This window comes from uncultured Arenimonas sp., assembly GCF_963976025.1.
In the GTDB taxonomy this organism is placed as follows: Bacteria; Pseudomonadota; Gammaproteobacteria; order Xanthomonadales; family Xanthomonadaceae; genus Arenimonas.
The window spans coordinates 1-13,915 of record NZ_CAXBJS010000069.1 but is presented as its reverse complement, the minus strand read 5'-3'; the positions used below and the strand labels follow the sequence as shown (position 1 = coordinate 13,915).

Sequence of the window (13,915 nt, the reverse complement as noted above, 5' to 3'; positions counted from 1 at the left end):
ATGGACGTACTTGCGCCGTGTCGGCCAGGGCGACTGCACGCTGCCTCCACCCGCGAAACCAGCGGGGGCGACACTTGGCTGAAGGCCAAGACCGAGGGCACCGGGACTGAAGTCCCTCCCACAAGGGCCCCGGGATGGCCGGGGCGGCTCCAACCGGGCCAAACGCTTGTATTGCAAGCCGTTTTGGACTCGGCTATACTCCCGCTTCTTTATCGCCCCAACCCCTTTAAGGAACTGCCATGAAAGTGCTCTCGTCCCTGAAGTCGGCGAAGACCCGCCATCGCGACTGCAAGGTCGTGCGCCGCCGCGGCAAGGTCTTTGTCATCTGCAAGTCCAACCCGCGTTTCAAGGCCCGCCAGCGCTAAGCGCGGCAGCCAGGTTGGAAACGAAGACGCCGGCGAAAGCCGGCGTTTTTGTTTCCCGGCCCGGCCCCCCCGGGCACGGATGGCGCGTTCAGGCCGGTTTTGCGATGATCCCGACCCTACCCGTCATCCCGACGAACCCGCGGAGGTGCTCCATGAAGGCCCATCCCCTGTCCCTGGCCCTTGCCCTGGCCACCGGCCTGCTGCTGCAGGCGTCCCCGGCGTCCGCCGACACGCTGCTGGTCGATCGCGTCCGGGCCGAATCCGCCGCCCTGCCCGCCCGTGGCCAGTCCATGCAGCAGGTCGAGGCCGCCTACGGCGCCCCGGACCGCAAGCACGCCCCGGTCGCCGGCCCGAATTCGCGCCAGCACAACCCGCCGATCACCCGCTGGGACTACGCCGGTTTTTCGGTCTACTTCGAATACAACCACGTCGTTGACGCGGTGGCCGCCAAGAGCCGGCCCGAAGAGATCGGCCCCAAGCCCATCCAGTAGAGCCAAATGTCACAACTTCTTCGCTTCCCGGCGGAATGGGAACCCCAGTCCGCCGTGCTTCTTGCGTGGCCGCATGAAGGCACCGACTGGGCCGACCGCCTGGCCCAGGTCGAACAGACCTACGTCGGCCTGGTGGCCGCCATCACCCGCTTCCAGCCTGCCCTGGTCTGCGTGGCCGGCCCGGACCTGCGCGCCCGCGCCGCCGCCCAGCTGGGCTCGGCCGGCGTCGACCTGAACCGGGTCCGTTTTTTCGAAGTCGAATACGACGACACCTGGCTGCGTGACTCCGGGCCGATCACCCTGCGCGAGGGCCCGGGTTTCCGGCTGCTCGACTTCCACTTCACCGCCTGGGGCGGCAAGTTCGAAGCCGGCCGCGACGACCAGCTGGTGGCGAAACTTCACGCCGCCGGTCTGTTCCACGACGCCAGCCACCGGCGCGTGGACTTCGCGCTGGAAGGCGGCGGCATCGAAACCGACGGCCGCGGCACCCTGCTCAGCACCTGGCGCTGCCTGCACGAACGCCACCCGGGCAAGTCGCGCGCGGAAATCACCGCGCTGCTCGAGAGCGAGCTGGTGCAGTCGCGCACGCTCTGGCTCGACCGTGGTTACCTGGAGGGCGACGACACCGACGCCCACATCGACACCCTGGCGCGTTTCGCCGCGCCCGACGCCATCGTTTACCAGGCCTGCGACGACCCCGGCGACAGCCACTACGCCGAACTGCAGGCCATGGCAGCGGAGCTGGCCGCCCTGCGCACCGCCGACGGCCAGCCCTACCGCCTGTTCCCGCTGCCCTGGGCCCGGCCGGTGCTCGACGAAGGTCGCCGCCTGGCGGCGTCCTATGCAAATTTCCTGATCATCAACGACGCCGTGCTGATGCCGGCCTACGGCGACGCCGCCGACGCCGCCGCCGCCCGGGTGCTGGCCGAAGCCTTCCCGGGCCGCGAGATCGTGCCGGTGAACTGCCGGCCTCTGATCTGGCAGAACGGCAGCCTGCACTGCGTCACCATGCAACTACCCGAAGGCCTGCTGGCATGAAGAAGAACTCCCTGCGTGTTGCCCTGGTCCAGGACCGCGACCACGGCAGCGTCGAGGCCAACCTGGCCAATATCGAGGCCCGCGTCGCCGAAGCCGCGGCCGCCGGCGCGAAGCTGGTGCTGCTGCAGGAACTGCACAACGGCGCCTACTTCTGCCAGCACGAGGCCACCCGCGAATTCGACCGTGCCGAAGCCATCCCCGGCCCCAGCACGCAGCGCCTGGGCCCGCTGGCGAAAAAACACGGCGTGGTGCTGGTGTCTTCGCTGTTCGAACGCCGCGCCGCCGGCCTGTACCACAACACCGCGGTGGTTTTTGAAACCGACGGTTCGATCGCCGGCAAGTACCGCAAGATGCACATCCCCGACGACCCGGGTTTCCACGAGAAGTTCTACTTCACGCCGGGCGACCTGGGCTTCGAGCCCATCGATACCTCGGTCGGCCGCCTGGGCGTGCTGGTGTGCTGGGACCAGTGGTATCCGGAAGCGGCGCGCCTGATGGCGCTGGCCGGCGCCGAAGTGCTGCTCTACCCCACCGCCATCGGCTGGGACCCGGACGACGAGCCGGGTGAAAAGGACCGCCAGCGCGGCGCCTGGATCCTGAGCCACCGCGGCCACGCCGTGGCCAACGGCCTGCCCGTGCTCAGCTGCAACCGCGTCGGCCACGAGCCGTCGCCGACCGGCGCCTCCGGCATCCGTTTCTGGGGCTCGAGCCACGTGCTGGGCCCGCAGGGTGAGTTCCTGGCCGAGGCCGGCAACGACGCCCCCGAAGTGCTGGTCACCGACGTCGACCTGGCCCGCAGCGAAGACGTGCGCCGCATCTGGCCCTTCCTGCGCGACCGCCGCATCGACGCCTACGGCGACCTGCTCAAGCGGTACCGGGATTGAACGCCGCCGAAGGTACCGTCCCCGACGGCCTGCACGACCAGCCCCACGCCATCGTTGAACGCGACGGCGTGCGCTACACGCTGCTGGGCACCGCGCACGTGTCACAGGCCAGCATCGACGCGGTGGAAGCGGCGCTTGCCAGCGGCCGCTACGACACCATCGCGGTCGAGCTCGACGTGCAGCGCCATCGCGCCCTGACCGACCCCGACGCGCTGTCGAAACTCGACCTGTTCCAGATCCTGCGCGAAGGCAAGACCGGCCTGGTCGCCGCCAACCTGGCCCTGGCCGCCTACCAGCGGCGCCTGGCCGAGCAGCTGAAGGTCGAGCCGGGCGCCGAGCTCAAGGCCGCGGCCGTCGGCGCCCAGGCCCGTGGCCTGCGCCTGGCCCTGGTGGACCGCGACGTCGGCATCACCCTCCGCCGCGCCTTCGGCGCACTGGGCTTCTGGGGCCGCACCAAGCTCATCGCCGGCCTGGGCGCCAGCCTGCTGGCCGACGAGTCGGTGGAAGAGGAAGAAATCGAGCGCCTGAAAAAAGGCGATTTCCTGGAAGCCAGCTTCGGCGAATTCGCCGCCGGCAGCCCGCCGCTGTACCGGGCGATCATCGCCGAGCGCGACCAGTTCATGGCCAACCGCCTGCGCCAGGTCGGCGCCGAAGGTGGCCGGGAAGTCCTGGCCGTGGTCGGCGCCGGCCACCTCAAGGGCCTGGCCGAACACCTGCGCGGCGACAACGACGCGCCGCAGCCGGCGCTGGACGCCCTGAACGAGCTTCCGCGCAGCAGCGACATCCCGTGGTTCACGATCGTGCTGGCGGTATTCCTGCTGGGCGGTTTCGCCTGGGGCTTCTGGCAGGGCGGCGCCGAGCTGGGCGGCGAGATGGTGCTGCAGTGGGCGCTGATCACGGCCGCCGGCGGCGCGCTGGGCTGCCTGGCGGCCGGCGGGCATCCGCTGAGCATCCTGGCCGCGGCGGTGTCTTCACCGCTGACGCCGCTGCACCCCGCCCTGGCTTCGGGCACGGTCAGCGCTCTGGTCGAAGCCTGGGTGCGCAAGCCGACCTATGCCGACTTCCTGCGCCTGCGCGACGACACCGGCCACATCAGCGGCTGGTGGAAAAACCGCGTCGCGCGCGTGCTGGTCAACTTCTTCCTGACCAGCCTGGGCACCGCCATCGCCGTGTGGATCGGCGGTGCCACCCTGCTCAGCAAGCTGGCCTGAAACCCGGGTCAGAGTCACAACTATTTAATTCGACTCTGCCCCCGGTTTTAGCTTTCGGTGACCACTCCGCCCAGCGGCGCCTTGCGGCGGGCCTGGGCGATGCGGCGGGAGACGGCCAGGCTCAGGTCGTCGAGGATCGCGTAGATCGTCGGCAGGAACAGCAGGCTCACCAGCGTCGAGAAGGCCAGGCCACCGGCAATGGCGCGGGCCATCGGGTAATACGGCGGGCCGCTGCCGGCCATCTGGGTGGTGCTCAGGGCAATCGGCACCATGCCCAGGATCGCCGTGCCCATGGTCATCAGGATCGGCCGCAGGCGGTCGCGACTGCCCTGCACCAGGGCGGTTGTTCTATCCATGCCCTTCCGGCGCAGCGTATTGATGTGTTCGACCATCACGATGCCGTTGTTCACCACCACGCCCATCAGCACCAATATGCCGATCGAGGCCATGATCGTGAACACCGTGCCGGTGATCCAGAACAGCCAGAACACGCCGAAGATCGAGAACACGATGCTGGACATGATCGCCGCCGGGAACAGCAGCGACTCGAACACCGCCGCCATCACCACGTAGATCATCAGCAGGGCGATGATCGTGTTGAAGAGCATCTGCGCGCCGGCTTCGTCGTTCTGCCGGAAGATGCCGTCGAAGCTCCAGTGGTAGCCCGGCGGCAGGCTCATCCCGCCCAACACTTCCTCCATGGCCTTGCGGGCATCGGGCGCGGTGACGCCTTCGCCCAGGTTGGACTGGATGTTTAGCGTGGTGCGGCGGTTCTGCCGGAAGACCTGGGTCGCGGCTTCCTGGGTATCGACGCGCACCAGGGCCAGCAGCGGGATCGCCGTGCCATCGGGTGCACGCAGGGTGAAGCCGGCCAGGTCCTCGACGCCGAACTGTTCGGAGCCGTCGAAGCGCACCCACACCGGCACCTCGGATTCACCGCGGCGGAATTCGCGCAGCGGCGTTCCGCGCAGCGCGGTGCCGACATAACGGGCCACTTCCTCGGCGCTGAAGCCGTAGGTCAGGGCCTTGTCGCGGTCCACGCTGATCGCCAGCTCGGAGTTCTCGTCGCCGGTGTCCACGCGCACGTCGCGCAGTTCGTCGCGGCGGTCGAGCAGCGGCACGATCTCTTCGGCCAGCGCCTTGAGCTGTTCGGAGGAATCGCCGATCAGCGACACCTGCACGGTGTCGGAGTTGCCCTGCCCGCCCTGCTGCCCGCCCTGCTCGAAGCCGACGGTGGCGCGGGCCGACTTGGGCATTTCCTCGCGGATCTGTTCCATGACCTCCAGCGGGTCGCGCAGGCCGCGGCCTTCGCTTCGCAGCGTGACCTTGGTGCCGGCCCAGCCTTGTTCGCTGTACCAGGAATAGATCTGCTCGATCTGCAGTTCCTCGCGGTTTTCATCGAGGTAACGCTCGACCCGCAGCACTTCCTCGGAAATCTGCGGCAGCGAATAGGCGCCGTTCCAGCGGTAGAACATGTCCAGCTCGCGACCCGGCTCCTGGTAGAAGAAGTCGGTCTTGGTCTGGGTCATCGGCACCACGCTGACCGCGACGATCAGCAGGATGCCGCCGACGCTGGTCCAGCGGTGGCGCAGCGTCCAGTCCAGGAAAGCCGCGTAGCGGTCCTGCATGCGCGCGATCATGCCGGTGCGGGCGGTCGCCGCGGGCGGCGTCTTCATGCGCGCCGACAGCATCGGGATCAGGCTGATCGCCACCAGCCACGAGGCCAGCAGGGACACGGTGATGGTGACCGCGATCTGCACCATGAAGATGCTGATCTGGTTGGTTTCACCGAACAGGTTGGGAACGAACACGATGCAGTGGCACAGGGTGCCGGCCGACAGCGCGATGGCCACGTGTTTGGTGCCGATGATCGAGGCGTAACGCGGGTTGCCGGGGTGTTTTTCGCGTTCCTGGTAGATGCTTTCCACCACCACCACGGCGTTGTCCACCAGCATGCCGACCGCAAGCAGCAGGCCCATCATCGTCAGCACGTTCAGGGTGACGCCCAGGAAATGCATGAAGCCCAGGGTCATGATGAAGCAGATCGGGATCGCCAGGCTGACCATCAGCGTGGACGGCCAGTGCCGCAGGAAGAAGAACAGCACCGCCACCGACAGCACCAGGCCGATGATGCCGGCTTCGGTGAGCTCGAGCAGCGAACCGGTGACGTTGTCGCCCTGGTTGTCGATCAGGATCATGCGCACGCCGCTGAAATCGGACTCGCGGCCGATCTGCTCGATCTCGGCCAGGACCGTGCGCGAGACTTCCACCAGGTTGGCGTTGCGTTCCTTGAAGACGTCGATGCCGACCGCCGGGCGGCCTTCCAGGCGGCGGCCGTAGTTCATGCGCTGGGGCTTGAGCCGCACGTCGGCGACCTGTTCCAGGCGCAGGCCGTTGGCGCCGACCACCAGTTCGCGCAGCTCCTGGATGTCGCGCAGTTCGCCCACCGGCTGCACGCGCAGGCGGCGCGCGCCGTCTTCGATGGTGCCGGCCGAGACCGAGAAGTTCACGCCCTGCAGGGTCATGGCCAGCTCGTTCAGGCTCAGGCCGTGGGCGGCCAGGCGGTCGGGGTCGATCGCCACCTCCACTTCGCTGGGCGTGGCGCCGGAGATCTCGACGCGGGCGACGCCCGGCATGCGTTCCAGGCGGCGCTTGAGCTTGAGGTCGATCAGGTCGTATTCGTTGGTGAGGTCGCGTTCGCTGGCCAGGCGCACCCGCAGCACGGGTTCGTCGCTGGTCGAGAACTTCATCACCCGGTAGCGCTGGAAGTCGTCCGGCAGCTCGTCGCGGATGGCGTCGATGCGCTCGCGCGCCTCCGAGGCCAGCACTTCGACGTCGCGGTCCCAGTCGGAGAACTCGATCCAGACGCTGCCGCCGTCGGCCCGGCTCATCGAGTTGAGGTTCTTGATGCCCTGCAGCGTGGACAGGGCCTCTTCGACCGGGCGCACCAGGCTCTGTTCGACCTCGTCGGGGGTCGAGCCCGGGTACGGCAACTCGACCGCGATGAACGGCGCGTTGAGGTCCGGGAACTGTTCCAGCGGCAGGCGGAAGGCGGCGATCAGGCCGATGACCACCATCGACACGAAGAACATGATCGCCGACACCGGCCGGCGCAGGCTGAGTTCGGCGATGGTCATGCGCGCGCGCCTTCCGGTTCGCCGCCATCTTCTTCGATGACGATGGGCTTGGCGCGGGCGACGTAACTTTCGTCGCTGCGGCGGTCAAGCAAGTTGTAGACCACCGGGATAACCACCAGGGTCAGCAGCGTAGACACCGCCAGGCCGCCGATGACCGTCATCGCCATCGGCGCGCGCACCTCGGCGCCTTCGCCGGTGGCCAGGGCCATCGGCAGGAAGCCCAGCAGCGCCGTCAGCGAGGTCATCGCGATCGGGCGCAGGCGCGAGGAGGCGCCCTGCAGGATGGCCTCGTGCTTGGGCACGCCGGCGATGCGCAGCTGGTTGACCTTGTCGATCAGGATGATGGCGTTCTTGACCACGATGCCCACCAGCAGGATCAGGCCGATGAAGACCACCACCGACAGCGTTGCTCCGGTGATGAACAGCGCCAGCACCGCGCCCACCAGGGCCAGCGGGATGGTGAACATGATCACGAAGGGATGCAGCAGCGATTCGAACTGCGAAGCCATCACCAGGTAGACCAGGAAGATCGCCAGGCCGAAGGCGAACACCAGCGAGGCCACCGAGGCCGCCAGCTCTTCGCCCTGGCCGCCGATGCGCATGCCCACGCCGGTGCCCAGCGGGTTTTCCGCGACCAGGCGCTCGACCTCGGCCACGGCCGAACCCAGGTCGCCGTAGGCCAGGCTCGAGGACACGACCGCGACGCGGCCCTGGTTGGCATGGCGGATCTCGCCGGGGCCGGTGGTCTGGATCACGTCGGCGACGGCATCCAGGGTCACCGGCACGGCGGCTTCGGGATTGACGATCAGCTTGCGGATGTCTTCGACCGAGGCGCGGTCGTCCTCGCGGGAACGCACCAGCACGTCGATCTTGCGGTCGTTGAAGCTGTAGCGGGTGGCCACTTCGCCGCGCACCTTGCGCACCACCTGGTCGGCGACCTGGCGCGTGGTCATGCCCAGCGCGGCGGCCCGCTGCTGGTCGAAGCGGATCTGGATTTCCGGGTAACCCTCGGCCACCGAGGACTTGATGTCCACGAAGCGGTCGGAGCCTTCCATCAGCGCCACCAGGCGCTGGCCGGCCTGCTCCAGGTCGCCCAGGTCGGCGCCGTGCAGTTCGATTTCCAGGGGCACGGAGAAGCTGAAGATCTCCGGCCGGCCGAAGCTGACTTCGGCGCCCGGGAAACGCTGCTCCATGGTCCGGCGCAGGCTGTCGGTCGCCGCCGCTTCGGTGGATTCGTCGTAGCCCTCGCCCAGCACAACGGTCAGGGTGCCGATGTTTTCACCCGATTCGGTGGGGCTGGCGTCGAGCCGCGTGCCGCTGCCGCTGACGCCGTAGAGCGCGCGAACGCCCGGCTCGTCGGCATGCTGCTGCTGCACCGTGCGCATCAGTGCGTCGGTGTCGCGCAGCTGGGTGCCGGCGGGCAGCTTCACGGTCATCTCGAAGCGGTCCTGCGCCAGCTGCGGGATCATGTCCAGGCCCAGGGTCGGCACCAGGGCCAGGGCCAGCGCGAACGCCAGCGCGGCCGAGCCCAGCACCCGGCCCGGACGGGCCAGGGCCGCCGGCAGCAGGCGCGCGTAACGACGCTCGGCCCAGTAGTAGGGAATCATCACGTAGCCGCCGACCCACGACAGCACGCGTCCCAGGGGTACGATGACGGCGCGGAACAGCGTCGTCACCAGCCAGGACACGGCGAACACCAGGAACCCGACCAGTGACCCCAGGCCGTAGCGCACCCGGTTGCCCATGCGCAGCAGGGCGCTGTCCGGCTCGGGGCGCGACACGGGCGCTTCTTCCGGGAAGCCCATCGGGGCCTTGGCCTTGAGCGAGGACAGCATCGGGATCAGCGTCAGCGACACCACCAGCGACATCAGGATGGCGATCGAAATGGTCAGCGCCTGGTCCTTGAACAGCTGGCCGGCGACGCCTTCGACGAACACCAGCGGCAGGAACACCGCGACATTGGTCAGGGTCGAGGCCACCACGGCCATGCTGACTTCCTTGGTGCCGGCCACCGCCGCCTCGACGATGCCCAGGCCGCGTTCGCGGGCCTTGGCTATCGATTCGAGCACCACGATCGAGTCGTCCACCACCAGGCCGGTGGCCAGGGCCAGGCCGCCCAGGGACATCACGTTCAGGCTGAGGCTGAACTGGTCCATGAAGAAGAACGTGGCGATCAGCGAGATCGGCAGCGACAGCGAAATGACGAAGGTGCTCCAGCCATCGCGCAGGAAGAAGAAGATCAGCAGGATCGCCAGGCCACCGCCGAACAGCGCGTCAAAGCGCACGTCGGCCAGGGCCTGGCGGATGAAGACGGCCTGGTCGTCGACCACGGTCAGTTCGATGCCGGCCGGCAGCTCGCGCCGAAGCCGCTCGAGGTTGGCGTGCACGGCGTCCGCGACGCTGACGGTATTGGCGTCGCCTTCCTTGTAGATCGCCAGCTCGACGGCTTCGTTGCCGGCCAGGCGGATGATGGACTCGCGTTCCTTGAAACCCTGGGTCACCGTGGCGACGTCGCCCAGGCGGATCGCCTGGCCACCGCCGGCCACGTTCGCACCGCCGCTGGCGGCGCTCTGTGCCGACGCCGACGCGGCCAGCGCCTCGGCAGAACCGGTCAGCGCGGCAACACGCGCCGCAGCTGCGGCGGCTTCCTGGGCCGCGCTGTTGCCGCCACCGGCGCTGCGCGCGGTGACCAGCATGTCGCGGATCTGTTCGATGTCGGCGAACTGGTTGACGGTGCGCACCAGGTAACGCTGGCTGCCGTCTTCGATGCGGCCGCCGGAAATGTTGACGTTCTCGGCGCCCAGCCGGTCGATGATAGTGCCGATGCCCAGGTTGAGCTGCGCCAGCTTCTGCTGGTCGATGTCCACCTGGATTTCATCTTCCAGGCCACCGCCGGCCTTGACGGCGGCGACGCCTTCAACCGGTTCGAGCTGCTTCTTGAGCTCTTCGTCGGCGTAGCGGCGCAGGCGCACCAGCGACGCGTCGCTGGTCTGCTGGCTGGCATCGGACAGCACCAGGCGCATCACCGGCTCGGTGGACGGGTTGAAGCGCAGCAGCACGGGCTGCTCGGCTTCCAGCGGCAGATTCAGGGTCTCGAGCTTGTCGCGCACTTCCAGGCCGGCCCGGTCCATGTCGGTGCCCCAGGCGAACTCGAGCACCACGTCGCTCTGGCCGGTGCGCGACACCGACTTGAGCTTGCGCAGGCCCTTGACCACGCCCACGGCCTCTTCCACCGGCTCGCTGATCAGGGTTTCGATTTCCGCCGGCGCGGCGCCGGTGTATTCGGTGCGCACGGTCAGCGTGGGATAGCTCAGGTCCGGCAGCAGGTTGACCGGCAGCGCGCCCAGGCCGATCAGGCCGAACAGGACGAAGGTCAGCGTCACCATGAACACGGTGACGCGACGGCGGACGGAGAATTCGGCGAGGCTCATGTCAGCGGCCGGCCTTGGACGCGTCGGCGACCTGGGCTGCTTCGATGCTGGCGGTGGCCGGCGGGTTCAGCACTTCCACCGCGGCGCCGTCGCGCAGGGCGACCTTGCCGGCGGTGACCACCTGGTCGCCTTCTTCCAGGCCCTTGCGGACCTCGGCCAGTTCGCCGCTCAGATGGCCGACTTCGATCGGCACGCGCACGGCCTTGCTGTCGCGAACGGCGAACACCGCCGTTTCACCGGCGTCCTGCAGCAGCGCCGAACGCGGCACGGTCAGCGCGTCGTTGCGCTGGTCGTAGACGACTTCGATGCGGCCGAACATGCCCGGGCGCAGGCCTTCGCCGCCGGGGAAAACGGTGACCACGCGGAAGGTGCCGCTGCCGGCATCCACGACCGGGCTGACCCGGTCGATCACGCCTTCGAACACGTCGCCCGGCATGGCGTCGGCGGTCATGCGCACCGTCAGGCCTTCCTTCATGGTCGCCAGGTCACGCTCGGGCACGTTGAGCACCGCTTCCAGGCGCGAGGTGTCGACGATGCGGAAAAGGCTGGAATTGAGCTGGATCAGGTTGCCTGGCTTGACCGCGCGGGCGGCGATGACGCCGTCGATGGGCGCGACGATGTTGGTGTAGGACAGTTCCAGCTGGGCCAGCTGGTACAGGGCGCGCGCCGCTTCGAGGTCGTAGCGGATCTGGTCGCTGGCCTCGGCGCTGACGAGCTTGGATTCAAGCAACTCCTGCGAGCGCCGGTAGTTGTTTTCCAGCTTGCGCACGGTGGCGCGGGCGCGCTCCATTTCCAGGCGCGGACGCTCCGGGTCGATGCGGGCCAGGACCTGTCCGGCCTTCACCTGGTCGCCTTCCTCGGCAAGCAGCTGCAGCAGAACGCCGGAGGTCTTGGCGACCACCTGGGCTTCGCCCGGCGCCTCGAGGTTGGCGGTGCCGGTGAAGCGGGCCGCGATCGGGCGCTTGGCGACGGCCGCCACTTCCACCGGTACGGCCTCGACCTTCTTTTCGTCGGTCTTGCCCTTTTCGGCCTGGGCGGTGGTTTCGGCTTCGCCGGCCTCGCCTTCGGCGGGCGGTTCACCCCCGCCGCAGCCGGCAAGAACCAGGGAGATGGCCAGGGCCAGCGCGGCGAGGGAACGGGACGGCGGCACGGTACGGGAAGTCTTCATGGGGGCGGCTTCTGGCTGGGGTGTTGTAGTTGAATAGAACAGTACAGGACGGGCCCGGAGACCCGCACATGCCGGAAGTCAGGATGCCGACCGGTGAAGAAGGGTTGCGGGGACCGGGTCCTGCCCCCTCGTCTCGGGAACGATGCTCCGGCTATACTTTCGGTTTACGCCGCACCATCCGACCCTATCGAGCCGGAACAAACCCTGATGAAGCGAATCCTGTTGCCCGCCGCCAGCCTGGCGCTCGCCCTTGCCGCCCTGCCCGCCGCCGCCAGTGGCGACGCCGAAAACGGCAAGGCCATTTTTTATACCTGCACCGGCTGCCACGGCATCGAAGACTACAAAAACGCCTACCCGACCTACCGGGTGCCGAAGGTCGGCGGCCAGAACGAGGCCTACCTGGTGGCCGCGCTGACCGCCTACAAGAAAGGCGAGCGCAAGCACCCGACCATGCAGGCCCAGGCCGAGTCCTTCTCCGACCAGGAGATCGCGGACATCGCTGCCTACCTGTCCAGTGTGAAGAAGCAGAAGTGAGGGCCACGCATATGAAGTCCATCCGTACCCTCGCCGCCCTGTCGCTGCTGGCCCTGGCCACCCCGGCGCTGGCCGCCATCTCGAAGGGCAACGTCGCCGCCGGCCAGGAAAAGTCCAAGACCTGCGCGTCCTGCCACGGCCCGACCGGCAACGAATCGCTGGATCCGACCTACCCGAAGCTGGCCGGCCAGTACCCGGAATACCTGGCCAAGTCGCTGCGCGACTACCGTTCCGGCGAACGCCAGAACGCGATCATGGCCGGCATGGCCGCCGCCCTCACCGACGAAGACATCGACGACCTGTCGGCGTTCTACGCGGCCCAGGAAGGCGACCTGCAGGACCTGAGCGACGTCGACCAGCGCTGAGGCGCAGGCAAAGGCTGCAAAACAAGAGGCCCCGCATTGCGGGGCCTCTTGTTTTGGTGGGTCAGCCCGGCGGCATCGTGTCCTTGAGCGGCGGTTTGCGGCATTCGATTTCGTACAGCGCGCGCGTGCGCCGCCAGGCGGCGTGGCTCTGCGGGTCGACGATCTGTTCCCACCACTGGTCGCACTGGCGCTGTTCTTCCGGGCTGAGCGTATTGGGGTCGTCTCCGGCGTTGACCACGGCGTCGTTGTCGTTGGCGTTGACGATGCCGCAGCCGCCGCCGGCGGCGAGCAGGACCACGCCGCAGCGCAGCTTGGAACCCGGGCTGCCCGGGATCGGAATGTCCACGTACATGGTGGAGGCCTCGACCGCCCTTTCCAGCAGTTCGGTCAGCACGTCGTTGTTGGGGCGCCAGGCAGCGTCGAAGCGCGTGGGTTCGTATTCAAGCACCTTGCGGCGCTTCATGAATTCCGCCGACTCCTCCAGGCCCGGCTGGCGGAAGCCGAAACGGCGGTCGTCGCCGCCGGATTCGGCGATCTGTTCGCGCACCTCGTCGGGAAGGGCCAGCGAACCGTCGGGATTGTAGAGCGACAGCGAGCCGCGGCTGGGCGTGGGTTCGACGGCCTGCAGCGCTGGCGAGCCGGAGCGTGATTCCGGCGCCCAGACGTCCGCCGCCTGCTGCGCCGGGGACGGCGGTGGCGGCGGGTCGCCGGCGGCCATCGCTTCGTCGATTTCAATCGGCTCGAGCGTGATCGGGTCGATGACGATGCGGGTCTTCTTTTTCTTGTCCGGATCCAGCGGCTCGAAGTCCACGGTCGGCCGGGTGCGTTCAACCTCGGTGGTGTCGAGCACCGGCGCCAGGGCGACGCCGGGCGTCGGCCTGGGCAGGTCGGTGCGCGGCGTCGGTTCGATGGTCGGCGCCTGCGCCTGGATGCGCGCGAGTTCGGGCGGCGGCGGCGCGTCTTCGATGGCGATGTCCACGGTGACCGGCGACGGCCGCGGCACCGGTGAATCGAACACCGGTTCAGGCACGTCCACGGCATCGAGCACCGGACGGTCCAGGGCCGGCAGTTCGATCTCGATTTCGGGCTCGGGTTCGGGCTCGACGGGTTCGGGTTCTGGAATGGGTTCGGGTTCGGGCTCCGGTTCGGGCTCGGGTTCTGGTACTGGCTCCGGTTCCGGCTCTGGTTCCGGCTCGGGCGGCGGTTCGGGCAGGGGTTCGGGCTCGGGCTCCGGGATGGGCTCCAGGAAAACCAGCGTGGTTTCGCGCGGCGGCGGCGGCAGTGGGTCGAC

General features: G+C 68.3%; 10 protein-coding genes and 1 pseudogene. 7 read left to right on the top strand and 4 right to left on the bottom strand.

Annotated elements, in window-relative coordinates; all coding sequences use genetic code 11:
• The first annotated feature begins 239 nt into the window (after positions 1-239).
• The 5 genes from ykgO (at position 240) to AACZ35_RS07245 (ending at position 3,989) form a co-directional block, all read left to right on the top strand.
• Complete coding sequence (ykgO, locus tag AACZ35_RS07265) at positions 240-365, top strand: type B 50S ribosomal protein L36 (protein ID WP_005913193.1); 126 nt, start codon at positions 240-242, stop codon at positions 363-365.
• A gap of 152 nt (positions 366-517) precedes the next feature.
• Positions 518-856 (top strand): hypothetical protein, encoded by a 339-nt coding sequence (locus AACZ35_RS07260; protein WP_339827692.1) that lies wholly within the window; start codon positions 518-520, stop codon positions 854-856.
• A 6-nt stretch (positions 857-862) separates the two neighbouring features.
• The gene (locus AACZ35_RS07255) at positions 863-1,894 is read left to right on the top strand and encodes an agmatine deiminase family protein (RefSeq protein ID WP_339827690.1); all 1,032 of its coding nucleotides are present in this window, start codon (positions 863-865) and stop codon (positions 1,892-1,894) included.
• Positions 1,891-2,778, top strand: coding sequence for a carbon-nitrogen hydrolase (locus tag AACZ35_RS07250; protein WP_339827688.1), 888 nt, complete (start codon positions 1,891-1,893; stop codon positions 2,776-2,778). The genes AACZ35_RS07255 and AACZ35_RS07250 overlap by 4 nt, the downstream gene beginning before the upstream one ends.
• Positions 2,775-3,989 carry a TraB/GumN family protein gene (locus AACZ35_RS07245; RefSeq protein WP_339827686.1) on the top strand — a complete coding sequence of 405 codons (1,215 nt, stop codon included), beginning with the start codon at positions 2,775-2,777 and terminating at the stop codon, positions 3,987-3,989. The genes AACZ35_RS07250 and AACZ35_RS07245 overlap by 4 nt, the downstream gene beginning before the upstream one ends.
• Before the next feature lie 47 nt (positions 3,990-4,036).
• Here AACZ35_RS07245 and AACZ35_RS07240 read toward each other — a convergent pair whose 3' ends face one another.
• The 3 genes from AACZ35_RS07240 to AACZ35_RS07230 are packed head-to-tail and all read right to left on the bottom strand — an operon-like array spanning position 4,037 to position 11,725.
• Complete coding sequence (locus AACZ35_RS07240) at positions 4,037-7,126, bottom strand: efflux RND transporter permease subunit (RefSeq protein ID WP_339827684.1); 3,090 nt, start codon at positions 7,124-7,126, stop codon at positions 4,037-4,039.
• Complete coding sequence (locus tag AACZ35_RS07235; RefSeq protein ID WP_339827682.1) at positions 7,123-10,557, bottom strand: efflux RND transporter permease subunit; 3,435 nt, start codon at positions 10,555-10,557, stop codon at positions 7,123-7,125. The genes AACZ35_RS07240 and AACZ35_RS07235 overlap by 4 nt, the downstream gene beginning before the upstream one ends.
• 1 nt (position 10,558) lies before the next feature.
• Positions 10,559-11,725, bottom strand: coding sequence for an efflux RND transporter periplasmic adaptor subunit (locus tag AACZ35_RS07230; protein ID WP_339827680.1), 1,167 nt, complete (start codon positions 11,723-11,725; stop codon positions 10,559-10,561).
• Positions 11,726-11,932: 207 nt separating this feature from the next.
• On the opposite strand from AACZ35_RS07230, the gene AACZ35_RS07225 reads away from it, so the two are divergent.
• Both AACZ35_RS07225 and AACZ35_RS07220 read left to right on the top strand, forming a co-directional pair.
• The gene (locus AACZ35_RS07225; RefSeq protein ID WP_339827678.1) at positions 11,933-12,259 is read left to right on the top strand and encodes a cytochrome c; all 327 of its coding nucleotides are present in this window, start codon (positions 11,933-11,935) and stop codon (positions 12,257-12,259) included.
• A gap of 11 nt (positions 12,260-12,270) precedes the next feature.
• Positions 12,271-12,624: a cytochrome c gene (locus AACZ35_RS07220; protein ID WP_339827676.1), complete on the top strand. Its 354-nt coding sequence runs from the start codon at positions 12,271-12,273 to the stop codon at positions 12,622-12,624.
• Positions 12,625-12,685: 61 nt separating this feature from the next.
• Here AACZ35_RS07220 and AACZ35_RS07215 read toward each other — a convergent pair.
• Positions 12,686-13,915, bottom strand: a pseudogene (locus tag AACZ35_RS07215) (hypothetical protein); the annotation flags it as partial.